23 protein-coding genes and 2 pseudogenes are annotated in these 25,944 nt (G+C 72.9%); 6 read left to right on the top strand and 19 right to left on the bottom strand.

The annotated features are described in order from the left end of the window. Positions 1 to 256: 256 nt before the first annotated feature. From cobT to DNK56_RS13390, 6 genes are all read right to left on the bottom strand, one after another. Entirely contained in the window at positions 257 to 3,952 is a 3,696-nt protein-coding gene (gene cobT / locus DNK56_RS13415; RefSeq protein ID WP_111333876.1) for a nicotinate-nucleotide--dimethylbenzimidazole phosphoribosyltransferase, read from the bottom strand. Between the two features lie 332 nt (positions 3,953 to 4,284). Continuing rightward, positions 4,285 to 5,520 carry a precorrin-6y C5,15-methyltransferase (decarboxylating) subunit CbiE gene (gene cbiE / locus DNK56_RS13410; RefSeq protein ID WP_111333874.1) on the bottom strand — a complete coding sequence of 412 codons (1,236 nt, stop codon included), beginning with the start codon at positions 5,518 to 5,520 and terminating at the stop codon, positions 4,285 to 4,287. Positions 5,521 to 5,630: 110 nt separating this feature from the next. Next, complete coding sequence (locus DNK56_RS13405) at positions 5,631 to 6,317, bottom strand: GNAT family N-acetyltransferase (RefSeq protein ID WP_111333872.1); 687 nt, start codon at positions 6,315 to 6,317, stop codon at positions 5,631 to 5,633. A 103-nt stretch (positions 6,318 to 6,420) separates the two neighbouring features. Continuing rightward, positions 6,421 to 7,278, bottom strand: a complete 858-nt coding sequence (locus tag DNK56_RS13400; RefSeq protein ID WP_111333870.1) for a MetQ/NlpA family ABC transporter substrate-binding protein — start codon at positions 7,276 to 7,278, stop codon at positions 6,421 to 6,423. 70 nt (positions 7,279 to 7,348) lie between these two features. Continuing rightward, on the bottom strand, positions 7,349 to 8,017 hold the full coding sequence (locus tag DNK56_RS13395) for a methionine ABC transporter permease (RefSeq protein ID WP_111333868.1): 669 nt from the start codon (positions 8,015 to 8,017) through the stop codon (positions 7,349 to 7,351). Beyond that, positions 8,014 to 9,075 (bottom strand): methionine ABC transporter ATP-binding protein, encoded by a 1,062-nt coding sequence (locus DNK56_RS13390; RefSeq protein ID WP_199563765.1) that lies wholly within the window; start codon positions 9,073 to 9,075, stop codon positions 8,014 to 8,016. The genes DNK56_RS13395 and DNK56_RS13390 overlap by 4 nt, the downstream gene beginning before the upstream one ends. Positions 9,076 to 9,677: 602 nt before the next feature. Here DNK56_RS13390 and DNK56_RS13385 point away from each other — a divergent pair. Together DNK56_RS13385 and DNK56_RS13380 are read left to right on the top strand one after the other, a co-directional pair. After that, positions 9,678 to 10,037 (top strand): hypothetical protein, encoded by a 360-nt coding sequence (locus tag DNK56_RS13385; RefSeq protein ID WP_111333864.1) that lies wholly within the window; start codon positions 9,678 to 9,680, stop codon positions 10,035 to 10,037. A gap of 2 nt (positions 10,038 to 10,039) precedes the next feature. After that, the gene (locus DNK56_RS13380) at positions 10,040 to 10,477 is read left to right on the top strand and encodes a hypothetical protein (RefSeq protein ID WP_111333862.1); all 438 of its coding nucleotides are present in this window, start codon (positions 10,040 to 10,042) and stop codon (positions 10,475 to 10,477) included. A gap of 39 nt (positions 10,478 to 10,516) precedes the next feature. Here the strand turns inward: DNK56_RS13380 and DNK56_RS13375 are convergent, their stop codons facing one another. The 3 genes and pseudogenes from DNK56_RS13375 to DNK56_RS13370 form a co-directional block, all read right to left on the bottom strand. Then, positions 10,517 to 11,023, bottom strand: a complete 507-nt coding sequence (locus DNK56_RS13375) for a GNAT family N-acetyltransferase (RefSeq protein WP_111333860.1) — start codon at positions 11,021 to 11,023, stop codon at positions 10,517 to 10,519. A gap of 21 nt (positions 11,024 to 11,044) precedes the next feature. Beyond that, positions 11,045 to 11,192: pseudogene (locus DNK56_RS36570) on the bottom strand (sigma-70 family RNA polymerase sigma factor); the annotation flags it as partial. 34 nt (positions 11,193 to 11,226) lie between these two features. Further along, positions 11,227 to 12,384 carry a glycerophosphodiester phosphodiesterase gene (locus tag DNK56_RS13370; protein WP_111333858.1) on the bottom strand — a complete coding sequence of 386 codons (1,158 nt, stop codon included), beginning with the start codon at positions 12,382 to 12,384 and terminating at the stop codon, positions 11,227 to 11,229. Between the two features lie 231 nt (positions 12,385 to 12,615). On the opposite strand from DNK56_RS13370, the gene DNK56_RS13365 reads away from it, so the two are divergent. Beyond that, the gene (locus DNK56_RS13365; RefSeq protein ID WP_111333856.1) at positions 12,616 to 13,287 is read left to right on the top strand and encodes a lysophospholipid acyltransferase family protein; all 672 of its coding nucleotides are present in this window, start codon (positions 12,616 to 12,618) and stop codon (positions 13,285 to 13,287) included. Between the two features lie 64 nt (positions 13,288 to 13,351). Here DNK56_RS13365 and DNK56_RS13360 read toward each other — a convergent pair whose 3' ends face one another. The 5 genes and pseudogenes from DNK56_RS13360 to argH form a co-directional block, all read right to left on the bottom strand. Continuing rightward, the gene (locus tag DNK56_RS13360; RefSeq protein ID WP_111333854.1) at positions 13,352 to 14,896 is read right to left on the bottom strand and encodes an MFS transporter; all 1,545 of its coding nucleotides are present in this window, start codon (positions 14,894 to 14,896) and stop codon (positions 13,352 to 13,354) included. Beyond that, a complete protein-coding gene (locus DNK56_RS13355) occupies positions 14,893 to 15,444 on the bottom strand; it encodes a TetR/AcrR family transcriptional regulator (protein WP_111333852.1) in 552 nt (183 codons plus the stop codon). The genes DNK56_RS13360 and DNK56_RS13355 overlap by 4 nt, the downstream gene beginning before the upstream one ends. 177 nt (positions 15,445 to 15,621) lie before the next feature. After that, positions 15,622 to 16,077, bottom strand: a pseudogene (locus DNK56_RS13350) (sigma factor-like helix-turn-helix DNA-binding protein); the annotation flags it as partial. Between the two features lie 64 nt (positions 16,078 to 16,141). Further along, a complete protein-coding gene (locus DNK56_RS13345; RefSeq protein WP_111333850.1) occupies positions 16,142 to 17,113 on the bottom strand; it encodes an aldo/keto reductase in 972 nt (323 codons plus the stop codon). A 65-nt stretch (positions 17,114 to 17,178) separates the two neighbouring features. Next, entirely contained in the window at positions 17,179 to 18,612 is a 1,434-nt protein-coding gene (gene argH / locus DNK56_RS13340; protein WP_111333848.1) for an argininosuccinate lyase, read from the bottom strand. 191 nt (positions 18,613 to 18,803) lie between these two features. Here argH and DNK56_RS13335 point away from each other — a divergent pair, with 191 nt between their 5' ends. Next, positions 18,804 to 19,511 carry a L,D-transpeptidase family protein gene (locus DNK56_RS13335; protein ID WP_111333846.1) on the top strand — a complete coding sequence of 236 codons (708 nt, stop codon included), beginning with the start codon at positions 18,804 to 18,806 and terminating at the stop codon, positions 19,509 to 19,511. Positions 19,512 to 19,581: 70 nt separating this feature from the next. Here the strand turns inward: DNK56_RS13335 and DNK56_RS13330 are convergent, their stop codons facing one another. From DNK56_RS13330 to argC, 5 genes are read right to left on the bottom strand one after another with little or no spacing between them, the layout of a single operon-like run. Next, positions 19,582 to 20,118, bottom strand: coding sequence for an arginine repressor (locus DNK56_RS13330; protein ID WP_111333844.1), 537 nt, complete (start codon positions 20,116 to 20,118; stop codon positions 19,582 to 19,584). Positions 20,119 to 20,142: 24 nt separating this feature from the next. Continuing rightward, positions 20,143 to 21,339, bottom strand: coding sequence for an acetylornithine transaminase (locus DNK56_RS13325; RefSeq protein WP_111333842.1), 1,197 nt, complete (start codon positions 21,337 to 21,339; stop codon positions 20,143 to 20,145). Continuing rightward, positions 21,336 to 22,238 carry an acetylglutamate kinase gene (gene argB, locus DNK56_RS13320; protein ID WP_111333840.1) on the bottom strand — a complete coding sequence of 301 codons (903 nt, stop codon included), beginning with the start codon at positions 22,236 to 22,238 and terminating at the stop codon, positions 21,336 to 21,338. The genes DNK56_RS13325 and argB overlap by 4 nt, the downstream gene beginning before the upstream one ends. Further along, complete coding sequence (gene argJ / locus DNK56_RS13315; protein ID WP_111333838.1) at positions 22,235 to 23,389, bottom strand: bifunctional glutamate N-acetyltransferase/amino-acid acetyltransferase ArgJ; 1,155 nt, start codon at positions 23,387 to 23,389, stop codon at positions 22,235 to 22,237. The genes argB and argJ overlap by 4 nt, the downstream gene beginning before the upstream one ends. Then, positions 23,386 to 24,414 carry an N-acetyl-gamma-glutamyl-phosphate reductase gene (gene argC, locus DNK56_RS13310; RefSeq protein ID WP_111333836.1) on the bottom strand — a complete coding sequence of 343 codons (1,029 nt, stop codon included), beginning with the start codon at positions 24,412 to 24,414 and terminating at the stop codon, positions 23,386 to 23,388. Before argC ends, argJ begins: the two co-directional genes overlap by 4 nt. A 101-nt stretch (positions 24,415 to 24,515) precedes the next feature. Here argC and DNK56_RS13305 point away from each other — a divergent pair, with 101 nt between their 5' ends. After that, positions 24,516 to 24,950 carry a VOC family protein gene (locus tag DNK56_RS13305; protein ID WP_111333834.1) on the top strand — a complete coding sequence of 145 codons (435 nt, stop codon included), beginning with the start codon at positions 24,516 to 24,518 and terminating at the stop codon, positions 24,948 to 24,950. Next, entirely contained in the window at positions 24,950 to 25,906 is a 957-nt protein-coding gene (locus tag DNK56_RS13300; protein ID WP_111333832.1) for a GlxA family transcriptional regulator, read from the top strand. Before DNK56_RS13305 ends, DNK56_RS13300 begins: the two co-directional genes overlap by 1 nt. Positions 25,907 to 25,944 lie beyond the last annotated feature (38 nt).

Below are 25,944 nucleotides of genomic sequence, written 5' to 3'. Positions count from 1 at the left end.
GTGCGCGGCCGCTGCGGCGGTGGAGCGGCTGGGGTGGGTGGGGTTCACGATACCGGGGTGGCCTTGCGGCCGCGGGGTTCGGTGGGCGGGGCGGGAGGGGGGCGGGGTGCGCCTGCGGCGGGCCTTGTCCCCTCCCCGCCCCTTCCCGAACCGGGGCTCCGCCCCGGACCCCGCGCCTCAAACGCCGGCGGGGCTGGCAGGGGTCTCCGGGGCGGGGCGACAGGTCCGGAGGCAACGCCTCCGGACCTTGGGCGGACTACTTCTCCGTCACGCCCGCCGAGTCGAAGGTGGCCACCTCGTGCATCGCGCGGGCGGCGCTCTGCACGATCGGGAGTGCCAGGAGTGCGCCCGTGCCCTCGCCGAGGCGGAGGTCGAGGTCGACCAGCGGGCGCAGGCCCAGCTTGTTGAGCGCGGCGACGTGGCCGGGCTCGGCGCTGCGGTGGCCGGCGATGCAGGCCGCCAGGGCCTCCGGGGCGATCGCGCGGGCCACCAGGGCGGCCGCCCCCGCGCTCACTCCGTCCAGGATCACCGGCGTACGGAGCGATGCCCCGCCCAGCAGGAAGCCGGCCATCGCCGCGTGTTCCAGGCCGCCCACGGCCGCCAGGACGCCGATCGGGTCGGCCGGGTCCGGCTGGTGGAGTTCGAGGGCCCGGCGTACCACGTCGATCTTGCGGGCGTGCATCTCGTCGTTGATGCCGGTGCCCCGGCCCGTCACCTCGGCCGGGTCCATCCCCGTGTACACGCAGATCAGGGCGGCCGACGCCGTGGTGTTGGCGATGCCCATCTCGCCCGTCAGCAGGCCCTTGTTGCCCGCCGCCACCAGGTCGCGAGCCGTCTCGATGCCCACCTCGATGGCCGCGTGGACCTCGTCGCGGGTGAGCGCGGGGCCGGTCGTGAAGTCCCCCGTGCCCGCCCGTACCTTCCGGGGCAACAGGCCCGGCGTCGCGGGCAGTTCCGCGACCGCGCCGACGTCGACCACGCACACCTCGGCGCCCACCTGCGAGGCGAACGCGTTGCAGACCGCGCCGCCGCTCAGCATGTTGGCGATCATCTGGCCCGTGACCTCCTGCGGCCACGCCGTGACGCCCTGCGCGTGCACCCCGTGGTCGCCGGCGAAGACCGCGACCGCCGCGGGCTCCGGGATCGGCGGCGGGCACATCCGGGACAGCCCGGACAGCTGCGCCGAGATGATCTCCAGCATGCCCAGCGCACCGGCGGGCTTCGTCATCCGCTTCTGGCGTTCCCACGCCTCGCCGAGCGCCTTGGCGTCCAGCGGGCGGATGTTGGAGATCGTCTCCTGGAGCAGGTCGTGCGGCGCCTCGCCGGGCAGGGCGCGGCGGCCGTACGTCTCCTCGTGGACGACCCAGGACAGCGGACGGCGCTTCGACCAGCCCGCCTGCATCAGCTCCGGGTCCTCCGGGAACTCGTCCACGTACCCGACGCACAGGTACGCCACGATCTCCAGGTGCTCCGGCAGCCCCAGCGCGCGTACCATCTCGCGCTCGTCGAAGAAGCTGACCCAGCCCACGCCGAGGCCCTCCGCGCGGGCCGCCAGCCACAGGTTCTCCACGGCCAGCGCCGAGGAGTAGGGGGCCATCTGCGGCTGCGTGTGCCGGCCGAGCGTGTGGCGGCCGCCGCGCGTCGGGTCGGCCGTCACCACGATGTTGACCGGCGTGTCGAGGATCGCCTCGATCTTCAGTTCCTTGAACTGCTTCGCCCGTGCCTTCGGCAGCGACTTGGCGTACGCCTCGCGCTGCTGCTGCGCCAGCTCGTGCATCGAGCGGCGCGTCTCGGCGGACCGGATGACCACGAAGTCCCACGGCTGCGAGTGCCCGACGCTGGGCGCCGTGTGCGCGGCCTCCAGGACGCGGAGCAGCACCTCGTGCGGGATGGGGTCGCTGCGGAAGCCGTTGCGGATGTCGCGGCGCTCCCGCATCACCCGCAGGACCGCCTCCCGCTCGGCGTCGTCGTAGCCGGGCGCGGGGGCCGTCTCGTCGCCCGGGTCCGGGGTCTCGATGACCTCGGGTCCGGCCTCGGGCTGTATCGACCGACCGGGGTCGGGAGCCGCCTCGGCGGCGGGGGCGCCGGGGGCGGCCTGCGCCGCCGGTACGGGCTCGGCCTGTCCGGGCTCGGCCTCGGCGGCCGGGGCCTCAACGGCCGGGGTGGCCTCGGCGGCCTCCTCCGCTGCGGCGGGCTCGGCGGCCTGGGCGGCGGGGTCGGGCTGCGCGGTCTCCGCCGCCGGGGCCGCCTCGGCGGCGGGGTCGGCGTCGGCCGGTACGGGCTCCGCCACGGCCGGCTCCGGTTCGGCGGCCGGGGGCACGTCTGTGGCCTCGGCGGCAGGAGCGGCGGAAGTCGCAGCGGCCTCCGGGGCCTGGGCGGGCTCCCCCGCCACGGCAGGCTCGGCCTCGGCGGCCTCGGCAGCTTCAGCGACCGGGGCGGGCTCCTCGGCCGCGGGGGGCTCGGTGGGCTCAGCGGCCGGGACAGCGGCTTCTGCGGCGGGGTCCGCGACCTGGGCCGCCTCCGGTGCCGGAGTCGCCTCTGTCACCGGGGTCGCCTCTGCCGCCTGGGCGGGGTCGGCAACCGGAGCAGGTTCCTCCGTCACGGCGGGCTGCGCCTCGACGGCCTGGGCGGGCTCGGCGACGGGCGCGGGGGCGGTGGCCTCGGCGGGGTCCGTCGCCTGAACGGGGTCCGTCACCTGGACGGGGTCCGTCGCCTGCGAGGCGTCGGCGGCCGGGGCGGCCTCCGGGGCCGGGGTGGTCTCGGCGGCCTCTGCGGCCGGCGCGGGCTCCTCCGCCGCGACGACCTCGACGGCCTCGACGGCTTCCGCGACCTCGACGGTCTCTACGGCCTCGGCAACCGGCGCGGCCTCAGCGGCCTGGGCGGGCTCGGCGGCCGGAACGGGCTCTGCGGGTGCGGCCGGGGCCGCCTCCGGTGCGGTGGCCGGGGTGACGGCCGGGGCCTGGGACGCCTCGGCGGCCGGCGTCGGCTCCGCCGCCACGGCAGCGTCCGCATCCGGTACGGGCTCGACCACGGCCGCCTGGGCGGCCTCCTCCGCCACCGCGGCGGTCTCGACGACCGGCGCGGGCTCCACGGCCGCGACCGCCTCGGGGGCGACCACGGCGGGGGCGGGCTCCACGGCGGCGGACGGCTCCGCCGGTGCCACGGGCTCCACGACAGCGGCGGCGACAGCCGCCACCGGCTCCACGGCCGGGGCCGGCTGCGCGACCGGCTCGGCCACCACGGCCGGCTCCGACGCCGCCTCGGGCGCGGCCGGGGTCACCGGCGCTGCCGGAGCGACCGTTTCTGCTGCCGGCGGCGGGGTCGGCGCCGGGGCCGTCCACGCGTGGGCGTTCTGGGGCGGGATCGCGCCGAGCTGCGGTCCCGGAAGCGGCTCGGGCTGCGGCTCGAAGTACTCCGGTTCCGCGGGCGGCGGGCCCGCGTGGCGGGCGGTCGTCTGGGTCCGGGCCGGGCCGCGGTCGGCCAGCGAGCGGACCACGCCGGCCCCCGACGTACCGCCGTAGGTCGGCTCGGGCGAGGCCGGGCCGCGGTGCAGCGGGCGGCGCGCGGTGGCCTGGGGCTGCGGGGCGGGCGAGGGGATGCGGACGGCCCCGACGTCCACGGCGCCGGAATCGCGGCCTCCGGACTCGTGGCTGCCGGGCAGCGGCTCGGCGTGCTGCGCCGCGTACGCCGGAGGCTGCTCCTGGAGCTGGACGGGACCCTGGGCGTGCGCCGGGTCCGCCGGCTGGTACGCGCCGTGCGCGCCGGTGCTGTCGGTGTAGTGGTGAGGGGCCTGGACCGGCTGGGGTTCGCCCCAGGCGCCCTGTGCGCTCGGCATCAGCAGGAGATCGTCGTCCTCGGGGGTGTAGGAGTCCGGCGCGGGGACACCCGGCTGCTCCACCGTGCCCCCGTTCTCCGGCAGTCCCTCGGCCGGGATCTGGCCGGTGTCACTCATGCGTTCCCCTCGCCCATCGTCAGTGCTCCTTCGGCCCGTCGCCCTGGCACGCCCGGACACGGCACGCGGTGCTCGTCCGGTGGAACGAGCGGGCGCGCCGCGCGGCACGAATCGGTCGCGGACATCCTGCATTCTCGCGGTCGTTCGCCGCCGCGGCAGGTCATTTCGCCACGGCTCGCTGTGGACTGCGCCACGTTGCGCTTTCCAGGGTGTTGCCGTACCACAGCCAGGGCCAAAACGGTCCCCTTTTCCGGACATTGACGAACGAAGCGACGAACGTCCGGGAGCGGTGCGACGATCGGCCAGCCTACCTCGCACCGCGTGCGGACGGGTCAGGGGGCAAGGTCCGAACGCAGTGCGGAAAGGAGAAAGACGACCGTGCGTTCGCGCTCCGACCAGGCGGTCGTGTCGAGTTCGACGGACTGGAGGAGCGAGCAGGCGACCGTGTAGCCGTTGCCGGCCAGGGCGGCGCCCAGCGCCTCCGCCTCGTCGCGGGTGGAGGCGTGGGTGACGATGCGTTCCGGGCGGCGGTCGGCGACGGCGGTGACGACGGGGACGCCGCCGCCCCCGATCCGTACGACGTCGGGTTCGGGCAGGCGTTCCAGTACGTGCGGGGCGCGGCCCTCGACGACCTGGAGCTGGACGCCGAAGGCGCGGGCGGCGGCCGCGGTGCGGGCGCAGGCGGCCGGGTCGCTGTCCACGGCGAGGACCGCCGCGCCGAAGCGGGCCGCCTCCGCGGCGAGCGCGCCGCCGCCGGAGCCGATGTCCCAGACGAGGTCGCCGGTGCGGGGGCCGAGGTGGGCGAGTTGGGCGGCGCGCAGCACGGGGCCCTCGCCCTCGCCGCTGTCGCCGGAGGGGCGGGCGCCGGGGTCGGGGTAGGCGCCGGCGGGCAGGGCCCAGCCGCGTACGCCCTGGGGCTGGGCGGGGTGGCGGCCCGCGATCCAGGCGGCCTCCTGCCGTTCGGGGCCGCCGCCGATGACGATGACGACGTTGGGGTCGCGCCAGACGTGGTCGGCCGCGGTGTCGGAGGTGACCACGGTGACCTGTTCGCGGTCGGTGCCCAGTTCCTCGCAGATAACGAAGGTGCGGTGGACGCCTTCGAGGAGCAGGGCGAGTTCGGCGGGGCCCGCGCCGGGCGAGGTGAGGACGGCGACCTTGTGGTGGGCGCGGCAGACGTTGACGGCGCGGCGCAGGGTGCGGGGGTGGGCGACGACGGTCTGGGCGTCCTCCCAGGGCATGCCGGCGCGGGCGAAGGCGGTGGCGACGGAGGAGACGGCCGGGACGACCTCGACCTCCAGGCCGTGTGCGGGGGCGCGCAGGGTGCGGACGACGCCGAAGAAGCCGGGGTCGCCGTCGGCGAGGACGACTGCGCTGCCGCGGTGGCCGGCGATGCGGCGGGCGGCGAGGTCCACGGAGCCGAGGCGGATGCGTTCGGCGCTCCCGGGCACTTCGGGCAGTGCCAGGTGGTGGGGGGCGCCGGCGACCAGGGTCGCGGCCGAGAGCGCGGCGGTGGCCGCTCTGGTCAGGGGTGAACCGTCCCAGCCGATCACTGTGACCCGGTCGGCCATCTTGGTGTCAGTCTCCTGGAGTCGTCGCAGGCGGGGGCGGTTGTCCCGGGGGCGGGCAGGGTGAGGTTACCCGGTCCTCCCGGCTGCGGGGCGCCGGGACCCGGGCCCGGTCAGTTCCAGTCGTTGTAGGTGCCGTATCCGCCGGCGTCGGCGAGCTGTTCGGCGACGCCTTCGAGGTCTTCGGGGAGCAGGCCCCAGACGATGAGGTCGGTGCGGATGTCGGTCCAGCCGCCGTCCGTGCCGTTCTCGGTCCTGGTACGCGCTATGCGGGCGTTGCGCAGGACGCCCTCGCTGATGCAGCCGAGCTTCTGGGCGACCTGCTGGGAGGCGGTGTTGTCGGCGGCGGTGCGCAGTTCGATGCGTTCGAAGCCCTGGTCGCGGAAGAGCCACTGGGCGACGGCGAGCACGGCCTCGGTGGCGTATCCCTCGCCGCGGGCCCAGGGGGCGGTGATGTAGGCGACCTCGGTGGACAGGGTGCGCCAGTCGGTGTTGCGCAGCCGTACCGAGCCGACCAGGCGCTGGGTGAGGAATTCGGTGACGGCGAGGGCGATCCCGTCGCCCTTGGTGCGGTGGCCGGGGGCGATGCGGCGGACCCAGCGTTCGGCGTCGACCTGGGTGTAGGGGTGGGGGGCGTGGGTCCAGGCGGTGACGAGTTCGTCGTTCATCATCTCGATGTACGCGGGGATGTCCGCCATGTCGAATGGGCGCAGCACCAGCCGGTCCGTGCTGATGGAGATGTCCGGGAAGGTGGAAGTCATGCGCCGCTCCATGCCGAAGACCGTGTAAATGCACAGCATGCAGCATCGCGGGGGCGGCGCGCATGGCCGGGTCCGCACGGCGGAGCCCCGCACCCCCCTGGGTGGGGTGTGCGGGGCTCGTGGGGCAAGTGCCTTGCGGGGGTCAGGACTTGGCGTTGCCGAAGGCCGGGATGACGGAGCCCTGGTAGGTGTCCTCGATGTACTTCTTGACCTCGTCGGAGTGCAGGAGCTTCACGAGCTTCTGGACGCGGGGGTCGTTCTCGTCGCCCTTCTTGACGGCGACGATGTTGGCGTACGGGTTGCCGTCCGCCTTCTCCAGGACGAGGGCGTCCTTGGCGGGGCTGAGCTTGGCCTCGATGGCGTAGTTGCCGTTGATGACGGCGGCGTCGACGTCGTTCAGGGCGCGCGGGACCGTGGCGGCCTCCAGCTCCTTGAACTCCAGGCCCTTCTTGTCGGTGATGTCGCTCAGCTTGGCGTCGGAGCCGACGCCGTCCTTGAGGGTGATGAGGTCGTTCTCGGCGAGCAGCTGGAGCGCGCGGCCCTCGTTGGTGGTGTCGTTGGGGACGGCGATGGTCTGGCCGGGCTTGATGCCGTCGAGGCCCTTGACCTTCTGGGAGTAGAGGCCGAGGGGCTCCAGGTGGACGGTGCCGACGGAGACCAGGTGGGTCTTCTTCTTGGCGTTGAAGTCGTCCAGGTAGGGCTGGTGCTGGAAGAAGTTGGCGTCGACCTGGCCGCTCTCGGTGGCGGTGTTCGGCAGGACGTAGTCCGTGAACTCCTTGACCTCCAGCTTGAGGCCGGCCTTGTCGGCGAGGTTCTTCTTGACGAAGCCGAGGATGTCGGCGTGCGGCGTCGGGGACGCGGCGACGACGAGCGCCTTGGAGGTGTCGGCGTCGCCGCCGCTCTTGGCCGCCGGGTCGGAGTCCGTGCCGCAGGCGGTGAGGCCCAGGGCGATGGCGGCGGTGGCGGCGGCAGCGGCGGTGTACTTGATGGTGGTACGCACGAAGAGTGCCTCTTTCAGGTGGTGGTGGTGCGCCCGGACAAGGAGTGCGGGCTCGGTGGGGAGGGAAGTCTCAGGTGGTGCGGCCGCGGCGGGCCAGCAGCCGGACAGCGAGGTCGCCGATCAGCTGGACGAGGGTCACAATGACGATCAGCAGCGCGACGGTGACGAGCATGAAGCGGTTGTCGAAGCGCTGGAATCCGTAGGTGACGGCCTTGGAGCCGAGCCCTTCGCCGCCGACCGCGCCGGCCATCGCGGAGTAGCCGATGAGCACGATGACGGTGGTGGTGATGCCGGAGACGAGGGACGGCAGGGCCTGCGGGAGGAGGACCTTGCGGACGATCGTCGGGATGGAACCGCCCATGGACTGGACGGCCTCGACGAGTCCGTGGTCGACCTCGCGGACGGCCGTCTCGACGAGCCGGGCGAAGAAGGGGATGGCGCCGACCGCGAGCGGCACGATCATGGCGGTGGGGCCGATGAAGGTGCCGACGACCCAGGTGGTGAAGGGGATCAGGGCGATCAGCAGGATGATGAACGGCAGCGAGCGGCCGATGTTCACGATCACGCCGACGATCTTGTTCACCGGGGTGTTCTGGAGCAGTCCGCCCTTGTCGGTGAGGACCAGCAGGACGCCCAGCGGCAGTCCGCCCAGGACGGTGACGACGGTGGACCACAGCACCATGTAGAGGGTGTCGACGGTGCCCTGGGACAGCAGTGGCTGCATTTCGGACCAGGTCACTTCGCCACCTCCTTGATGAGCGGTGCGGTTGCGGGGGCGGTCGTGGTGACGGGTTCGGCGTCCACGATCTCGGCCTGGAGGCCCTGTTCGCGCAGGAAGCCGATCGGGACGACGTTCTCCTCGAACCGGCCGGGCAGCTCGATGCGCATGCGGCCGATCTGCCGGCCGCCGACGGTGTCCATCGCCGCGCCCAGGATCGAGATGTCGATGTTGTAGGTGCGCGAGAGCTGGGAGATCACCGGGCGGGCGGTGGCCTCGCCGTGGAAGGTGATGTCCACGACGGTGCGGTCGGCCGCGGAGGGGGTGCCGCCGACGGGGAACAGTTCGTGGGCGAGCTCGGAGCCGGGTGTGGCGAGCAGTTCGCCGACGGTGCCGGACTCGACGACGCGGCCGCCCCGCATGAGCGCGGCGGAGTCGCAGATCGTCTTGACGACGTCCATCTCGTGCGTGATGAGCAGGACGGTGAGGCCGAGCTGCTGGTTGAGGTCGCGCAGGAGCTGGAGGATGGAGCGGGTGGTCTCGGGGTCCAGGGCCGAGGTGGCCTCGTCGGAGAGGAGCACCTTGGGGTCGCCGGCCAGGGCGCGGGCGATGCCGACGCGCTGCTTCTGGCCGCCGGAGAGCTGGGCCGGGTAGGCGGTGGCCTTGTCGGCGAGGCCGACCAGGTCGAGGAGTTCGAGGGCCTTGCGGGAGCGCTCGCGGCCGGTGACGCCGAGGATCTCCAGCGGGAGTTCGACGTTGCGCTGCACCGTGCGCGAGGCCAGCAGGTTGAAGTGCTGGAAGACCATGCCGATGCGACTGCGTGCCTCGCGCAGTTCGCGGCCGGCACGGTGGCCGCGGCCGGCGAGGGCGGTGAGGTCCCGGCCGTCCACGGTCACGGTGCCGGAGGTGGGGCGTTCCAGGAGGTTGACGCAGCGGATCAGGGAGGACTTGCCGGCGCCGCTGCGGCCGATGACGCCGTAGACCTCGCCCTCGCGGACGTGGAGGTCGACGCCGTCCAGGGCGGTGACCTCACGGTCGCGCGACCGGTAGACCTTCGTCAGGCCCGTCGTGGTGATCACAGGGGTTTCCGTCACTGTCGAGTGCGCGGCGCGGTGTCCGCCGGGCACGGGGCATGCGTCCAGGGGGTGATCCGGACGTTTTCGATCGGACGTTCCGAGCGGTTCCGGGGCGGCCGGGCGCGGCGTTCACCGCGGGCCGGGGCCCGTGCGGGCTCGTGCCGCTGGGTGCGGACGGCCGGGAGGAAGGGTGTTTCGCTTCGGGGCGCGAGGCTCGGTCGTGGGCCCTCAGAAGGCGCGCATTCGACACATACAACGAGCACCGGGCGTCGTGTTCGCCTCGGTCGCAAGGGTGCGGCTGCTCGTCGTGGTCATGGGCACAAGTAAAACAGACCCGGACGGACGGTCGAACCGTTTGTCCGAATAGCGGACATTCGCGGACAGGGATGCACCTCAACTCCGTACCCGGCGGCGAATTCCGACCATACCGCTCTGACCTGCGGCGATAGTGGCGGCGACTGGCTGGTTCCGGCTGTTCCGGGGTGGCGGGGGCGGGCGCCCGCTGTGGTCAAGGCCACGGCCGCCGGCCCGTACGCCCGCGGCCCCGGAGCCCGGCCCGCAGGGGCGCACGCGGCCGTCCCGGCGCCCCGTAATACCCTCGGCACATGCTCGACGCCCTGACGGTCGCGGTCGCCGCGGCCGCCCTCGCCCTCGCCGCCTGGTGCGGACACGCCGCCTACCGGGACCAGCCCACCAAGGACTGGCACTTCATCGGTATGGCCGTCGTCTCGCTGCTGGCGCTGGCGCAGCTGGTGACCGGGATCGTGCAGCTGGCCCGCGGCGAGCGGCCCGAGCAGGGCATGACCATCTTCATCGCGTATCTGGCCGGGGCGTTCCTCGCCGTTCCGGCGGCGGGGTTCCTGTCGCTGAGCGAGCGGACCCGCTGGGGTTCGGTGACGGTGGCGGCGGGCGCGGTCGTCCTGGCCGTCCTCGAAGTACGGCTCTACGACATCTGGGGAGGCTGACCGTGGCCGACACCGACACCACGCCGGCGACGGCCGCCGACGAGAAGCGGCCCTTCGACCTGAGCCGCGGCCCCGGCCGGGTCCTGGTCTGGTTCTACGGGGTGTTCACCGTGGCGGCGGCGTCCCGCTCGATCGTCCAGATGATCCTGGACTTCGACCGCGCGCCCCTGGCCTATGTGCTGTCGGCCGTGGCCGCGGCGGTCTACGGCTTCATCACGTACTCGCTGGTGCGCGGGGGCGAGCGGGCCCGCCGGACGGCGCTGGTGTGCTGCGCGGCCGAGCTGGCCGGGGTGCTGGTGGTGGGGGCGTGGACGCTGGTGGAGCCGTCCGCGTTCGCCGACGCCACGGTGTGGTCGTACTGCGGCCGGGACTACCTGTTCATCCCGGTGATCCTGCCGGTCACCGGGATGATGTGGCTGCGCCGCGCCCGTACCGCGTAACGGCCGGAACGCGGCGCCCGCCTCGTTCGTACGTAAACGCTAGGCGCTGGCGACGTACGCGCCGGGGGCCTGGGCGTCCTTCTCCAGCAGGATCATCATGACGCCGTCGCTGCCGGTGGCGTTGCCCACGGGGGCGTATCCCGCGCGCCGGTAGAGGCGTAGGTTGCCCTCGCTGCGGTGGCCGGTGTGCAGCCGGAAGCGGGTGGCGGAGCGCTCCTCGGCGAGGCCGGCCTCCGCCGCGCGCAGCAGCCGGGCGCCGAGGCCGTGGCCGCGCAGCCGGGGGTGGACACAGAGCCTGCCGATCCGGCCGGTGCCCTCCTCGTCGATCGTGCCCCGCACGGAGCCGACGACCTCGTCGCCGAGGCGGGCCACGTACACCAGGTGGTCCGCGATCTCGGTGCGGAGCGAGTCGAGGGTCTGGATGAGCGGGTCGATGCGGTAATTGCCGTACAGCTCCGCCTCGCTCTGGAAACAGAGGTACTGAAGCTTCAGAATCTCTTCGGCGTCCTGTGCGCCCGCCGCCGAGATGGTCACGCTCATGCCCATGTGCGCATGCCTCCCGCTCACCTGATCCGCCGGTTGTCTTCCGCTCCTTTCCCGAAGATCAGGAGCGACAACCTCCGCCGGGGAGCATTCTGCGCAGACATCCAAGGCGACGGGAACGGATGGGGCCCAAACTCCGCTGTGACATACCCAACTCCCCTGCGATGTGACGGGAACGGGTGTGCAGGGGAGCCGGGCCCACCGTCCTAGCGCCGTGCCGTGAAGTCCGCCGCGGCGAGCAGCGCGGTGTCCGGGTTGTCGGAGAAGACGCCGTCGATCCCGGTCGCGAAGTACGCGGCGAACGCGCCGAACGCGTCCCCGTACGCGTGGGGGTCGGTGCCGCGCCGGAAGTCGGCGGGCAGGAAGGCGTTCTCGTTGCGCATGGTGTACGGGTGCAGGACGAGGCCCCGGGCGTGGGCGTCGCGCACCAGTGTGGTGGGCTCGGTGAGCCGGCCGGAGGCGTCCTTGGGGATGATCAGGTCAAGCGTGGGGCCGATGCCCTGGGCGAAGGAGGCCAGCCACTTCAGGCCCTTCGGCGTGATCAGGTCGTCCGTGGTGCGCGGGTCGCCGGACACCTGGAAGTCCCACGGGCGGCTGCCGGCGCCGGAGAGGAGCACGATGCGCGGGGTGGCGACCAGCTTCGCCAGGCGCTGGACGCTGCCCGGCTCGAAGGACTGGAGGATCACCGGGGACTGGGCGCGGTGGCGTCCGTAGCGGCGCAGGAGCTTGGCGAGCGGCTCCTCCAGGCCGAGGCCCAGGCCGCGGAAGTAGGTGGGGTGCTTGGTCTCGACGTACAGCCAGACGGGCTTGGAGCGGCGGCGGCCCTCGCGGTCGGCCCAGCGCAGGACCTCCTCGAAGGTGGGGACCTCCCAGCGGTCGTCGTAGAGGGTGTTCTTCTGGCGGTTGGCCGGAATGCGCTCCTTGGCGCGCAGCGTCTTCAGTTCGGCGAGGGTGAAGTCCTCGGTGAACCAGCCGGTGAGGCGGACGCCGTCGACGGTCTTGGTGGTGCGGCGGTTCGCGAACTCGGGGTGCTCGGAGACGTCCGTGGTGGCGGTGATGTCGTTCTCGTGGCGGCAGACGAGGTGGCCGTCGCGGGTCGGCACGAGGTCCTGCTCGATGATGTGCGCGCCCAGGTCCAGGGCGAGCTGGTAGGAGCCCAGGGTGTGTTCGGGGCGGTAGCCGCTGGCGCCCCGGTGGCCGATGACCGTGGGGACCGGCAGGTCGAGGCGGTGGCCGCCGTGGCCGCCGTGCCGCCCGGCCGCCTGCGCCGTTGTGGTGACGCCCAGGGCGGCGGTTCCCAGGACCGCCGCTCCCGCCCCGATGAGGGTCCGTCGTCCCGGCGCGGCCTGCGCACGCTCTGTCATGAATACTCCTCGCATGTGATGTACGGCACCTGTCGGGCGAGGACCGAGCGTAGGCAGGGGCGGGGTCGCGGGGGCGGCACCTGGACGAACACGGCGCGAATGCGTGTCGACGCGGTGTATCCGGTGTGTGAACCCGATGTGCGCGGGGCCGGTACCCGCGAGTATCGTCCTCACCTGCATGGACCCCCACCACCGTCGCCCGGCCGCCCGGCCACTACACCGGAGGAAGCGTTGTCCCGACTCGCACTCATCAAGGCAGTGCTCGGACCGATCCTGCGTCTGATGTTCCGTCCGCAGGTGGACGGCATCGAGAACATTCCGGGGACCGGGCCGGTGATCCTCGCGGGCAACCACCTGACGTTCATCGACTCGATGATCATGCCGATCTGCTGCGAGCGGCCGGTGTACTTCATCGGCAAGGACGAGTACGTGACGGGCAAGGGCCTCAAGGGCCGGCTGATGGCCTGGTTCTTCACCGGCGTGGGCATGATCCCGGTGGACCGTGACGGCGGGCGCGGCGGTGTCGCGGCGCTGATGACGGGCCGGCGGGTGCTGGAGGAGGGCAAGGCCTTCGCGATCTACCCGGAGGGCACCCGCTCCCCCGACGGCCGGCTCTACCGGGGCCGTACCGGCATCGCCCGGCTGACGCTGATGACGGGCGCGCCGGTGGTGCCGTTCGCGATGATCGGCACGGACAAGCTCCAGCCGGGCGGCGCGGGGCTGCCCCGGCCGGGCAAGGTCAGGGTGCGTTTCGGCGCGCCGATGGAGTTCTCGCGCTACGAGGGCATGGACCGCGACCGCTATGTGCTGCGGGCGGTGACGGACTCCGTGATGGCCGAGGTGATGCGGCTGTCCGGCCAGGAGTACGTGGACATGTACGCGACCAAGGCGAAGGCGGCCTGATCCGCCGACGCCCCGTGTGAGGGCCCGCTCCCGGCCGGGGGCGGGCCCTCACACGTATGCCGGGCTACTCGTGCACGATGCCTTCCTCCAGTTCCTGGCCGCGCAGCAGGAACCAGGCGGCGACGGCGGTCGCCACGAGGACGACGGCACCGATGATTGAGGCGAGGTGCAGCCCGTCCACGAACGCGTCCTGGGCGGCGGAGACCAGTTCGGCGGCCTCGTGGGCCGGCAGCAGGTGCGAGGACTCCACGGCGCCGCCGAGTGATTCGTGCGCGGCGGACGAGACGGCGGTCGGGGTGCCCTCGGGGGCCGTGAAGCTCTGGTACGAGTGGGTGACGATGGAGCCGAGCAGCGCGATGCCGAGGGCGGCGCCGAGTTCGTACGCCGTCTCGGAGACCGCGGAGGCGGAGCCCGCGTGCTCCTTGGGGACGCTGGAGAGGATGACGTCGGAGGTCACCGTGAACGCGAAGCCCGCGCCGACGCCGACGACCAGGAGCAGCGCGCCGATCAGCGGGTAGGCCGTGTCGCGGTGGACGGCGGCGACCGTGGCCAGGGCCAGGCCGATCGCGGCGAGCCCGCCGGAGACCACCACCCGTACGGTGTACCGCCGGGCGACGACGCCGGCCAGCAGGCCCGCGGTGACCGCGCCCACGGCGGCGGGCAGTTCGGCCAGCCCGGCTTCCAGCGGTCCGCGTCCCTGGACCAGCTGGAGGAACTGGGAGAGGAAGAAGACCAGTCCGGACAGGCCCAGGATGGTCAGCAGATCGGCCAGCACGGCGCCGGAGAAGCCCCGGTGGTGGAAGAGGCGCATGTCGAGCAGGGGCGCGGGGAGCCGGAACTGACGGCGTACGAACCAGGTCAGCGCCAGCAGTCCGGCGACGCCCACCAGGGCCGGGGTCCAGCTCGCGCCGTGCGCGGCCAGCTCCTTGATGGCGTAGACGACGGCGATCATCCCGACCAGCGAGAGACCCACGCTCGGCAGGTCCCAGGGGCCGGGCGCCGGGTTCTTCGACTCGGGGATGAGCTTGATGCCGACCGCCACGAGCACGGCCATCACCGGCAGGTTGATCAGGAAGACCGAGCCCCACCAGAAGTGTTCGAGCAGGAATCCGCCGACGACCGGTCCCACGGCGGCCCCGGCCGAGGCCATGGCGCCCCAGATGCCGATGGCGAGGCTGCGCTCGCGGGGGTCGTGGAAGAGGTTGCGGATCAGGGCCAGGGTGGACGGCATCAGGGTGGCGCCGGCGACGCCGAGCAGGGCGCGCGCCACGATCATCATCTCGGGGGTGTGCGCGTAGGCGTTGAGCACCGAGACCGCGCCGAAGGCGGTGGCACCGCACAGCAGCAGCTTCTTGCGGCCGATGCGGTCGCCGAGGCTGCCCATGGAGACCAGGAGTCCGGCGATGACGAAGGAGTAGACGTCACCGATCCACAGCAGCTGGGTGCCGGTCGGCTCCAGGTCCTCGCTGAGGAACGGGGTGGCCAGGCCGAGCACGGTGGCGTCCACGGCGACCAGCAGCACCGCGAGGACGAGGACGGCCAGCGCGATCCACCGGCCGGGCCGGTGCGGCTCCACGGGGGGTTCCGGCTGTTCTGCGACGCTGCTCATTGCTCCACGCTCCGGCGTGCGCCGCCGAGCAGCAACTCGACGACCATGTGCGGGAAGTCCCGTGCGGCCACCCGGCCCGCCTGAACGGCCCACGCCGCGCTGCCGATGAGCCCGTACAGCGCCTCGGTCAGCCAGGCCGGGGTCAGGTCGATGCGGAACTCGCCGCGCTCCTGGCCGCGCAGGAAGAAGGCGGCGACGCGGGCGTCCAGCCGGTCCCAGCCGGGGTTCTGGTCCTCGCCCTCGAAGAGCTGGTTCTCCGTCACCAGGAAGGAGAGCAGTCCGGCGCTCGGCTCGACGGCGGCGACGAAGCGGCGCAGCGCCTCCTCGCTCGTGCCCTCGTCCATCGCGGCGGCGTCGAGGGCCGCCCCGAACTCCTGGATGCCCAGTTCCTCCAGCGCCCGTACGAGGGCGTCGCGGCCGGCGAAGTGCCGGTGGAGGGTGGCGCGGCCGATGCCGGCGGCCCTGGCGACCTCGTCCATGGTGGCGGTGGATTTGCGGGTCAGCAGGGCCGCAGCGGCGCGCAGCACCTGCTCTCGATCAACACTCATGAGACGACACTAACCCGGATGAGACAAATTTGTCTCATCCGGGTCAGTGGCGTCCCGCCGGTGCGCGGGTCGGGTCAGTGGTCCAGCAGGACCAGGTCCAGGCCGGGCAGCCGCGCCGGGTCGCTGATCGCGTACATCTCCACGATCCGCCCGTTCTCGACGGTGAACCGCATGACCGGCGAGCAGCGCCTCGAAGTCGCCGCCCCGGGCGGCGGTCAGGAACGCCTCGACCACCTCGCGCCGCCGGCCGGCGTCCGGGTCGGGTACGGGGTCGGCGCCCCGCACCCGGCGGCGGGCCCGGCTGGCGAGCCGGCGGGCGGCGGCCGGGGTGCGGTCGACGATCGGGGCGATCTCGTCGAACGGCACGGCGAACATGTCGTGCAGCACGAAGGCGAGGCGTTCGGCCGGGTCGAGCGTTTCGAGCACCACGAGCAGCGCCAGACCCACGGAGTCGGCGACGAGGGCCTGTTCCTCCGGATCGCCGGAGCGGGCGGGGCCGAGGCCGGGGCCGGGCAGGACGAGGGCGTCCGCGCCGGTCTCCAGGGGCTCCTCGCGCCGGGCGCGGCGGGAGCGCAGCATGTCCAGGCAGACCCGTCCCACGACGGTCGTCAGCCAGCCACCGAGGTTGCCGATGCCGGTGCCGCCGGTGCGGCCGCGATGTGACGGGCGGGCGGCCGGGCGGTGCCGTGCGCCGGGGTCAGTTCCAGGGCAGCGAGGCGCGGTGGCGCCAGTACGCCTCCGGCTCCTCGACCAGGGCGTCCAGCCGGGCCCGCCGCTCCTCGTCGAGGACTGGCACGGTCGCGTGGAGGTTGCCGAAGAGCTGGGCGGGGGTGGCCGCGCCGGAGAGCACGACCCCGGCCCAGGGCTGGTGGAGCACCAGGGCGAGGGCGACCGCGTCGCTGCCCAGGCCCTCCTCCCCCGCGATCTCCCGCACGACGGCGGGCGCCTGGTCGCCGGCGAGCCTGCCGTTGGCCATGGCCTCCTTGACGATGACGGTGAGCCCGGCGGCGTGCGCCTCGGCGAGTGCGGGCCCGGCCGAGGTCTCCAGCGCGTTGTAGGTGGCCTGGACGGTACGGAAGAGGGGGGCGCCGTCCACGGTGATCGCGAGGGCGGCCCGGATCGCCTCCGCCTGGCCGGGTCCGCTGGTGGACAGGCCGACGCTGACGCCCCCGTCCGCGAGGCGGGCGAGGCGGGTGTGGAGGTCCTTGTCGGTGAGCGCCGGGCTGTCCGGGGTGACGGAGTGGATCTGGTAGAGGTCGAGCCGGTCGCCGAGGAGGGCGGCGGTCTCGGCGCGCTGGCGCTCGTAGGCGGCGGGGCTGTGGTCCTTGACCTCGTGGGTCTCGGCGTCGGGGCGCCAGTCGGCGGTGTAGGTGTAGCCCCATTTGCTGCCGACGACGACGTCGTCCGCCTCGGGGTGCGCGGCGAGCCAGCCGGCCAGGAACTCCTCGGCGCGCCCGTAGGAGCGGGCGGTGTCGATGTAGCGGACGCCCTGCGCGTAGGCGGCGTCGAGGAGTTCGTGCGTACGGTCGCGCAGGGCGCCGGGCGAGCGGTCACCTGGCAGGTCGCGGTCGCGGTGCGGGGTGAGGTAGCCGGGCCTGCCGACGGCGGCCAGGCCGAGCCCGATGTGGGCGGTGGGGGTGGTCGCGGCGGAAAGTCGGGCGAACGGCATCGCGGGCTCCTCGTCGTCGGGCAGGACGCGCCTACCCCTCAACGTAGCCCGCGATGCCTTTCCGGCTACTTACGCGCGTCCGCCCAGGCGTGCTGGACGGCGAGGTCGGCCTTGACCTCGGCCAGTTGGGTGGCGACGGCGGAGGGGGCGGTGCCGCCCCGGCCGCTGCGGGAGGCGAGGGCGCCGGGCACGTCGAGGACGGTGCGGACGTCCGGGGTGAGGTGCTCGGAGATCTTCGCGAACTGCTCGTCACTCAGCTCGTCCAGCTCGATGCCGTGGTGCTCGCACTCCTTGACGCACTCGCCGGCGACCTCGTGGGCGACGCGGAAGGGGACGCCCCGCTTGACCAGCCACTCGGCGATGTCCGTGGCGAGCGAGAAGCCGGCCGGGGCCAGTTCCTCCATGCGCTCGCGGTTGACGGTGAGCGTCGCCATCATGCCGGTGAAGGCGGGGAGCAGGACCTCCAGCTGGTCGCAGGAGTCGAAGACGGGCTCCTTGTCCTCCTGGAGGTCGCGGTTGTACGCGAGCGGCAGGGCCTTGAGCGTGGCCATCAGGCCGGTGAGGTTGCCGATGAGCCGGCCCGACTTGCCGCGCGCCAGTTCCGCGATGTCCGGGTTCTTCTTCTGCGGCATGATCGAGGAGCCGGTGGAGAAGGCGTCGTGCAGGGTGACGAAGGAGAACTCCTTCGTGTTCCAGATGATGATCTCCTCGGCGATCCGGGAGAGGTTGACGCCGATCATCGCGGTGACGAACGCGAACTCGGCGACGAAGTCCCGTGCGGCGGTGCCGTCGATGGAGTTGCCCACGGAGCCGCGCTCGAAGCCGAGGTCGGCGGCGACGGCCTCCGGGTCCAGCCCCAGCGAGGACCCGGCCAGCGCGCCGGACCCGTACGGCGAGACGGCCGTCCGCTCGTCCCACTGGCGCAGCCGCTCCGCGTCGCGGGACAGGGCCTGGACGTGGGCCAGGACGTGGTGGGCGAAGAGCACCGGCTGGGCGTGCTGGAGGTGCGTACGGCCGGGCATGGCCACGTCCGGGTGGGCCTCGGCGAGACCGATGAGCGCGTCCTGGAGGTCGGCGATCAGGCCGCCGATGATCCGGGCGTGGTCGCGCAGGTACATCCGGAACAGGGTGGCGATCTGGTCGTTGCGGGACCGGCCGGCCCGGAGCTTGCCGCCGAGGTCGGGGCCGAGCCGCTCCAGCAGCCCGCGCTCCAGGGCGGTGTGGACGTCCTCGTCGGCGATGGTGCCGGTGAAGGAGCCGTCCGCCACATCGGCTTCGAGCTGGTCGAGCCCGGCGGTCATCCGGTTCAGCTCGTCCTCGGTGAGCAGCCCCGCCTTGTGCAGGACGCGGGCGTGGGCACGGGAGCCGGCGATGTCGTACGGCGCGAGCCGCCAGTCGAAGTGGACGGAGGCGGACAGCCTGGCCAGCGCCTCGGCCGGCCCGTCGGCGAAGCGGGCGCCCCAGAGACGTACGTCGCCGTTGCCGTTGCCGTTGCTCACTGCGTGCTCCTCGGAAGAACCAGGGGAATCGGATGCGCGGGGCCACCGGCGCCTTCACGGTGCGGCCGTCGCCACGATCACTGACAGGCATAACTATGCAATCGACTGCATGGTTTGTCAAAGAGGGTGTCGGCGCACCGTGACCCGCCGAACCCGTGTGCGGGGTGCGACGGCGGCCTAGAGTCCGTTCCATGCGAAGACTCGTCACCACCGCCGCCGTTCTGCTGGCCCTCGGCACCGTGGTCGGGGCCGGGCGGCCGCCGCTGGTCACCGCCCCGCTGCCGATGCGGCTCGCCGACACCGGGGGAGGCACCCAGCTGATCACCGCCATGGCGGACGGCACCTCGTCCACCTCGGGCACGCTCACCTGGTGGGACCTGAAGGACGGAAGGTGGGTGGCCGCCGGGAAGGCCACCGCGCGGTTCGGCTCGAAGGGCCTCACCGAGGGCAGCACCCGCAAGCAGAGCACGTACACGACGCCGACCGGGCTGTACGACCTGCCGTACGCGTTCGGGGTCGATGCGGCGCCGGCCGGCATCCGCTATCCGTACCGGCGGGCCACCACCAAGTCCTGGTGGTGCGAGGACAACGAGGCGCGCGACTACAACCGCTGGGTGGAGCCGCTGCCCTCGGACTGCCGGGCCTCGGAGTCGGAGCAGATCACCGCGTACCCCACGCAGTACGCGCACGCGCTCGTCATCGGCTTCAACTACGACGAGCCGGTGCGCGGCCGGGGCGCCGGGATCTTCCTGCACGTCAACGGGTCCGGCGCGACCGCCGGTTGCGTCTCCGTACCGGCGGACGCGATGGACCGCATCCTGGCCTGGGCCGACCCGGCCCGCAAGCCGCACATCGCGATCGGCACCTACGGCGGCGCCACCGCGATCACCAACTACTGACCGCGCGCCGCACGGTCGCCGCCGCACCGGCGCTCCGGCGGAGCTTCGTCGGCGCTCCGTCGGCGCTTCGTCAGCGCTCGTTCTGCGCGAGCCGCAGCAGATGGTCGGCGAGTGCCTGCCCGCCGGCCGGATCGCGGCTGATCAGCATGAGCGTGTCGTCGCCCGCGATGGTGCCGAGGATGTCGTGCAGTTCGGCCTGGTCGATGGCCGAGGCGAGGAACTGCGCGGCGCCCGGCGGCGTACGCAGTACCACCAGGTTGGCCGAGGCCTCCGCCGAGATGAGCAGCTCGGCGGAGAGCCTGCGCATGCGCTCCTCCTTGGCGGAGCCGCCCAACGGCGCCTGCGGGGTGCGGAATCCGCCCTCGCTCGGCACCGCGTAGATCAGCTCGCCGCCGGTGTTGCGGATCTTCACCGCGCCCAGCTCGTCCAGGTCGCGGGAGAGCGTCGCCTGGGTGACGCTCAGTCCGTCGTCCGCGAGGAGCCTGGCCAGCTGGCTCTGCGAGCGCACCGGCTGCCGGTTGAGGATGTCCACGATCCTGCGGTGGCGCGCCGTGCGGGTCTGCGGCACCGAAGGCCCGCCGAACTCGGATTCATGCGCCTCGGTCATCGTCGTCGCCTCATTCTCCGGAGGTCACTTTCCGGATCGTCCGTCCCCGTTTGCCGCGTCGAGGGCAACCGGCAGCGCCTGGAGGAACGTGTCCACCTCCGCGTCACCGATGGTCAGCGGCGGCATCAGCCGCACCACGTCGGGCGCGGGCGCGTTCACCAGAAGACCGGCCCCCTGAGCCGCCTGCTGCACCTGGGGCGCAAGGGGCTCGGTGAGCACGATACCCAGCAGCAGTCCCGAGCCCCGGACGTGGGAGACCAGCGGGTGGCCCAGCGCCTCCACGCCGTCCCGCAGCCGTTCCCCGACCCGCTTCACCTCGTCCAGCGCACCGTCGGCGGCGAGGGTGTCCAGGACCGCGAGGCCGGCGGCGCAGGCGACCGGGTTGCCGCCGAACGTCGTCCCGTGCTGGCCGGGCGCGAGCAGCTCCGCCGCCGGGCCGAAGGCGACCGTCGCGCCGATCGGGAGTCCGCCGCCGAGCGCCTTGGCGAGGGTGACGATGTCGGGCTCGACGCTCTGGTGGGCCTGGTGCTCGAACCAGGTGCCGCAGCGGCCGATGCCGGTCTGGACCTCGTCGAGGACGAGCAGGGTGCCGGTGGCGCGGGTGATCTCGCGGGCGGCCTCCAGGTAGCCGGCGGGCGGGACGACCACACCGTTCTCGCCCTGGATGGGCTCGATGATCACCAGCGCGGTCTCGGTGGTGACGGCGGCCCGCAGCGCCTCGGCGTCCCCGTACGGGACATGCGTGACGTCGCCGGGCAGCGGGACGAACGGCTCGCGCTTCTTGGGCTGGCCGGTGAGGGCGAGGGCGCCCATGGTCCGGCCGTGGAAGCCGCCGTCGGTGGCGACCATGTGGGTGCGCCCGGTCAGCCGGCCGATCTTGAACGCGGCCTCGTTGGCCTCGGCGCCCGAGTTGCAGAAGTAGACCTTGCCGGTGCGGCCGAAGAGCGAGAGGAGCCGCTCGGCGAGCGCGATGGGCGGTTCGGCGATGTAGAGGTTGGAGACGTGGGCGAGGGTGGCGATCTGGTCGGAGACCGCCCGGACGACGGCCGGGTGGGCGTGGCCGAGGTCGTTGACCGCGATACCGCCGACGAAGTCGAGGTACTCGGTGCCGTCCGCGTCCCACACCTTCGCGCCCTCGCCGCGCACCAGGGACAGCTTCGGAGTGCCGTAGTTGTCCATCAGCGCGTGCTGCCACCGCTGCGAGAGTTCGGCGTTGCTCATGATTCCCCCTGCGCGTCGGGCACGACCATCGTGCCGATTCCTTCGTCGGTGAAGATCTCCAGCAGGATCGAGTGCTGGACCCGGCCGTCGATGACGCGGGCCGTCTCGACCCCGTTGCGTACGGCGTGCAGACAGCCCTGCATCTTGGGCACCATGCCGCTGGACAGTTCCGGCAGCAGCTTCTCCAGCTCGGTCGCGGTGAGCCGGCTGATCACGTCGTCGCTGTTGGGCCAGTCCTCGTACAGGCCCTCGACGTCGGTGAGGACCATCAGCGTCGCGGCGTTCAGCGCGGCGGCGAGCGCGGCGGCCGCGGTGTCGGCGTTGACGTTGTAGACGTGGTTGTCGTCGGCGGAGCGGGCGATGGACGAGACGACCGGGATGCGGCCGTCGTCGAGCAGGGCCTGGATGGCGCCGATGTCGATGGCGGTGATCTCGCCGACCCGGCCGATGTCCACCGGCTCGCCGTCGATGACGGGGCGGTGCTGTATCGCGGTGATGGTGTGGGCGTCCTCGCCGGTCAGTCCGACGGCGAGCGGCCCGTGCTGGTTGAGCAGGCCGACCAGCTCGCGCTGGACCTGCCCGGCGAGCACCATGCGCACGACGTCCATCGCCTCGGGCGTGGTGACGCGCAGACCGGCCTTGAACTCGCTGACCAGGCCCTGCTTGTCGAGCTGGGCGCTGATCTGGGGGCCGCCGCCGTGCACGACGACGGGCTTGAGGCCGGCGTGCCGCAGGAAGACGACGTCCTGGGCGAAGGCCGCCTTCAGCTCGTCGTCGATCATGGCGTTGCCGCCGAACTTGATGACGACCGTCCTGCCGTTGTGCCGGGTCAGCCAGGGCAGCGCTTCGATGAGGATCTGCGCCTTCGGGAGTGCGGTGTGCTTCCGCGCCGCGGTCATGAGCTGTACGCGCTGTTCTCGTGGACGTAGTCCGCGGTGAGGTCGTTGGCCCAGATGACGGCGGACTCGGTGCCGGCGGCGAGGTCGGCGGTGATCCGTACCTCCCGGAAGCGCATGTCCACCAGGTCGCGGTCCTCGCCGACGGCGCCGTTGCGGCAGACCCAGACGCCGTTGATGGCGACGTTGAGGGCGTCCGGCTCGAAGGCGGCCTTCGTGGTGCCGATCGCGGAGAGCACCCGGCCCCAGTTGGGGTCCTCGCCGTGGATGGCGCACTTGAGGAGGTTGTTGCGGGCGATGGAGCGGCCCACCTCGACGGCGTCGTCCTCGGTCGCGGCGTTGACGACCTCGATGCGGATGTCCTTGGAGGCGCCCTCGGCGTCCCCGATCAGCTGCCGGGCGAGGTCGTCGCAGACGGTGCGGACGGCCTCGGCGAACTCCTTCTGCTCCGGGGTGACGCCGCTGGCGCCGGAGGCCAGCAGCAGCACGGTGTCGTTGGTGGACATGCAGCCGTCCGAGTCGACCCGGTCGAAGGTGGTGCGGGTGGCGTCGCGCAGGGCGGCGTCCAGCCCGGCGGCGTCCACGTCGGCGTCGGTGGTGAGCACGACGAGCATGGTGGCCAGGCCCGGTGCGAGCATGCCCGCGCCCTTGGCCATGCCGCCGACGGTCCAGCCCCCGCCGCCGGCGACGGCGGTCTTGTGCACGGTGTCGGTGGTCTTGATGGCGATGGCGGCCTTCTCGCCGCCGTGCTCGCTGAGGGCGGCCGCGGCCTTCTCGATGCCCGGCAGCAGCTTGTCCATGGGAAGCAGGATGCCGATGAGGCCGGTGGAGGCGACGGCGATCTCGCCGGCGCTGTGGCCCGCCAGCACCTCGGCCGCCTTCTCGGCGATGGAGTGGGTGTCCTGGAAGCCCTGCGGGCCCGTGCAGGCGTTGGCCCCGCCGGAGTTGAGGACGACGGCGGAGACCTCGCCGCCCTTGACGACCTGCTCGGACCACAGGACGGGGGCGGCCTTGACGCGGTTGGAGGTGAAGACGCCCGCGGCGGCGCGGCGCGGACCGTTGTTGACCACGAGGGCCAGGTCCGGGTTGCCGTTCTCCTTGATTCCGGCGGCGATGCCCGCCGCCGTGAATCCTTGTGCTGCCGTGACGCTCACGGTGCGACTCCGATCGTGGAAAGGCCGGTGTCCTCGGGCAGTCCGAGGGCGATGTTCATGGACTGCAGGGCGCCGCCCGCGGTGCCCTTGGCGAGGTTGTCGATGGCGCTGATCGCGATGATCCGGCCGGCCGCCTCGTCGTACGCGACCTGGATCTGCACGGCGTTGGAGCCGTACACGGCGGCGGTGGCGGGCCACTGCCCCTCGGGGAGCAGATCGACGAACGGCTCGTCCGCGTACGCCTTCTCGTAGGCGGCGCGTACGGTTTCGGCGCTCGTCCCGGCCTTCGCCTTCGCGGTGCAGGTGGCGAGGATGCCGCGGGGCATGGGCGCCAGGGTCGGCGTGAACGAGACGGTGACCGGCTCGCCGGCGGCGGCGCTGAGGTTCTGGATCATCTCGGGGGTGTGCCGGTGGACGCCGCCGACGCCGTACGGCGACATGTTGCCCATCACCTCGGAGCCGAGGAGATGGGGCTTGGCGGCCTTGCCGGCGCCCGAGGTCCCGGACGCGGCGACGATCACGGCCTCCGGCTCGGCGAGCTGCGCCGCGTACGCGGGGAAGAGCGCGAGGGACACGGCGGTGGGGTAGCACCCGGGCACCGCGATCCGCTTGCTGCCCGCGAGCGCGGCCCGGCCGCCGGGCAGCTCGGGCAGCCCGTAGGGCCAGGTGCCGGCGTGCGGCGAGCCGTAGAATTTCTCCCAGTCCCCCGCGTCGGCGAGCCGGAAGTCGGCCCCCATGTCCACCACGAGCACCTCGTCCCCGAGCTGCTCGGCCACGGCGGCGGACTGGCCGTGCGGCAGGGCCAGGAAGACCACGTCGTGCCCGGCGAGCACCTCGGCGGTGGTGGGTTCGAGGACGCGCCCGGCCAGCGGACGCAGGTGCGGTTGGAGGGCACCGAGGGGCCGGCCCGCGTTGGAGTTGGCGGTGAGTGCGCCGATCTCCACCTCGGGGTGGGCGAGCAGCAGTCGGAGCAGTTCCCCGCCCGCGTATCCGCTCGCCCCTGCCACTGCTGCGCGTACCGCCATCGAAAGCCTCCTCGTCGATGGCATGACTATACGCAGCGATGCACTTTTATGCAAAGATTTTCCGCTGGAGCGGCGTCCGATCCGCCCCCTAGGGTGGCCCCATGGCGACGATCAAGCATTTCCAGGTGACCTTCGACTGCGCGGACCCCGAGCGAGTGGGGCGCTTCTGGTGCACGGTGCTGGGGTACGTCCCGCCGGAGCCGCCGGAGGGGTTCGACTCCTGGGACGCGTACAACGCCACGCTGCCGGACGGGGAGCGGAACACCTGGTTCGCGGCCTCCGACCCGACCGGGGCCGGTCCGCGGCTGTACTTCCAGAAGGTCCCCGAGGGCAAGACAGCCAAGAACCGGGTGCACCTCGATGTCCGGGTGGGCACCGGGCTCAAGGGCGAGGAGCGGCTTGCCGTGCTGGAGGCCGAGTGCGCGCGGCTGCTCCCGCTCGGCGCGGTACGCGGGAAGCTGCTCCTCGCCGACGAGGAGAACGAGTCCTGCCTCAATATGCAGGACGTCGAGGGCAACGAATTCTGCCTCGACTGATGGCCGGGGCCCGTCCGCACCGGGTCGCCGTGCTCGTGCTCGAAGGGGCGAAGCCGCTCGACGTCGGGATTCCGGCGCAGGTGTTCACCACGCGGGCGAGCATGCCCTACGAGGTCCGGGTGTGCGGGGCCGCGCCGGGGCTGGTGACCGGCGGGGACGGGCTGGCGTACCACGTCACCCACGGGCTCTCCGCGCTGGCCTGGGCCGACATCGTCTTCGTACCCGGCTACCGGCGGCCCGACCGGGAGGACCCGCCGCGTGCCGTGATCGACGCCCTGGTCGCCGCGCACGCGCGCGGGGCGCGGCTCGCCGCCATCTCGACCGGGGCGTTCGCGCTCGCCGCGACCGGGCTGCTGGACGGCCGCCGGGCCACCACGCACTGGCACTACACACGGGCGCTCGCCGCGAAGTACCCGCTCGTCCGGGTGGACGAGAACGTGCTGTTCGTCGACGAGGGCAGCGTGCTCACCTCGGCCGGCGCCGCCTCCGGAATCGACCTGTGCCTGCACATCCTGCGCGGCGACCTCGGCGTCGCCGCGTCCAACTACGCGGCCCGGCGGCTCGTCGCCGCCCCGTACCGCAGCGGCGGGCAGGCGCAGTACGTGCCGCGCAGCGTGCCCGAGCCGCTGGGCGAGCGGTTCGCGGCCACCCGCGAATGGGCGCTGCACCGGCTCGGCGAGCCGCTCACCCTGGACGCGCTGGCCCGGCACGCGGCGGTCTCGCCCCGGACGTTCTCGCGCCGGTTCGTCGAGGACACCGGCTACACGCCGATGCAGTGGGTGATGCGCGCCCGTATCGATCTGGCCCGCGAACTCCTGGAGCGCTCGGAGCGGGCGGTGGAACAGATCGCCGCCGACGTCGGGCTCGGCACGGGCGCGAATCTGCGGCTGCACTTCCAGCGCATCCTGGGCACCACACCGAGCGAGTACCGGCGCACCTTCACCCGGGGCGAGTAGGGCGCTCCGGCGGCTCTCCGGCGGCTCTCCGGCTGGCG

Origin of the sequence: Streptomyces sp. AC1-42W, assembly GCF_003248355.1 — a bacterium.
Lineage (GTDB): Bacteria > Actinomycetota > Actinomycetes > Streptomycetales > Streptomycetaceae > Streptomyces.
Note: the sequence above shows the minus strand (reverse complement) of the source record. Positions and strands in the feature narration are given on the sequence as shown.

Bases quoted from the DNA above. Each gene is read 5' to 3' on its own strand.
- cobT (WP_111333876.1), bottom strand. From the start codon at position 3,952: ATGAGTGACACCGGCCAGATCCCGGCCGAGGGACTGCCGGAGAACGGG.
- cbiE (WP_111333874.1), bottom strand. From the start codon at position 5,520: ATGGCCGACCGGGTCACAGTGATCGGCTGGGACGGTTCACCCCTGACC.
- DNK56_RS13405 (WP_111333872.1), bottom strand. From the start codon at position 6,317: ATGCTGTGCATTTACACGGTCTTCGGCATGGAGCGGCGCATGACTTCC.
- DNK56_RS13385 (WP_111333864.1), top strand. From the start codon at position 9,678: ATGCTCGACGCCCTGACGGTCGCGGTCGCCGCGGCCGCCCTCGCCCTC.
- DNK56_RS13375 (WP_111333860.1), bottom strand. From the start codon at position 11,023: ATGGGCATGAGCGTGACCATCTCGGCGGCGGGCGCACAGGACGCCGAA.
- DNK56_RS13370 (WP_111333858.1), bottom strand. From the start codon at position 12,384: ATGACAGAGCGTGCGCAGGCCGCGCCGGGACGACGGACCCTCATCGGG.
- DNK56_RS13360 (WP_111333854.1), bottom strand. From the start codon at position 14,896: ATGAGCAGCGTCGCAGAACAGCCGGAACCCCCCGTGGAGCCGCACCGG.
- DNK56_RS13355 (WP_111333852.1), bottom strand. From the start codon at position 15,444: ATGAGTGTTGATCGAGAGCAGGTGCTGCGCGCCGCTGCGGCCCTGCTG.
- DNK56_RS13345 (WP_111333850.1), bottom strand. From the start codon at position 17,113: ATGCCGTTCGCCCGACTTTCCGCCGCGACCACCCCCACCGCCCACATC.
- DNK56_RS13335 (WP_111333846.1), top strand. From the start codon at position 18,804: ATGCGAAGACTCGTCACCACCGCCGCCGTTCTGCTGGCCCTCGGCACC.
- DNK56_RS13330 (WP_111333844.1), bottom strand. From the start codon at position 20,118: ATGACCGAGGCGCATGAATCCGAGTTCGGCGGGCCTTCGGTGCCGCAG.
- DNK56_RS13325 (WP_111333842.1), bottom strand. From the start codon at position 21,339: ATGAGCAACGCCGAACTCTCGCAGCGGTGGCAGCACGCGCTGATGGAC.
- argB (WP_111333840.1), bottom strand. From the start codon at position 22,238: ATGACCGCGGCGCGGAAGCACACCGCACTCCCGAAGGCGCAGATCCTC.
- argC (WP_111333836.1), bottom strand. From the start codon at position 24,414: ATGGCGGTACGCGCAGCAGTGGCAGGGGCGAGCGGATACGCGGGCGGG.
- DNK56_RS13305 (WP_111333834.1), top strand. From the start codon at position 24,516: ATGGCGACGATCAAGCATTTCCAGGTGACCTTCGACTGCGCGGACCCC.
- DNK56_RS13300 (WP_111333832.1), top strand. From the start codon at position 24,950: ATGGCCGGGGCCCGTCCGCACCGGGTCGCCGTGCTCGTGCTCGAAGGG.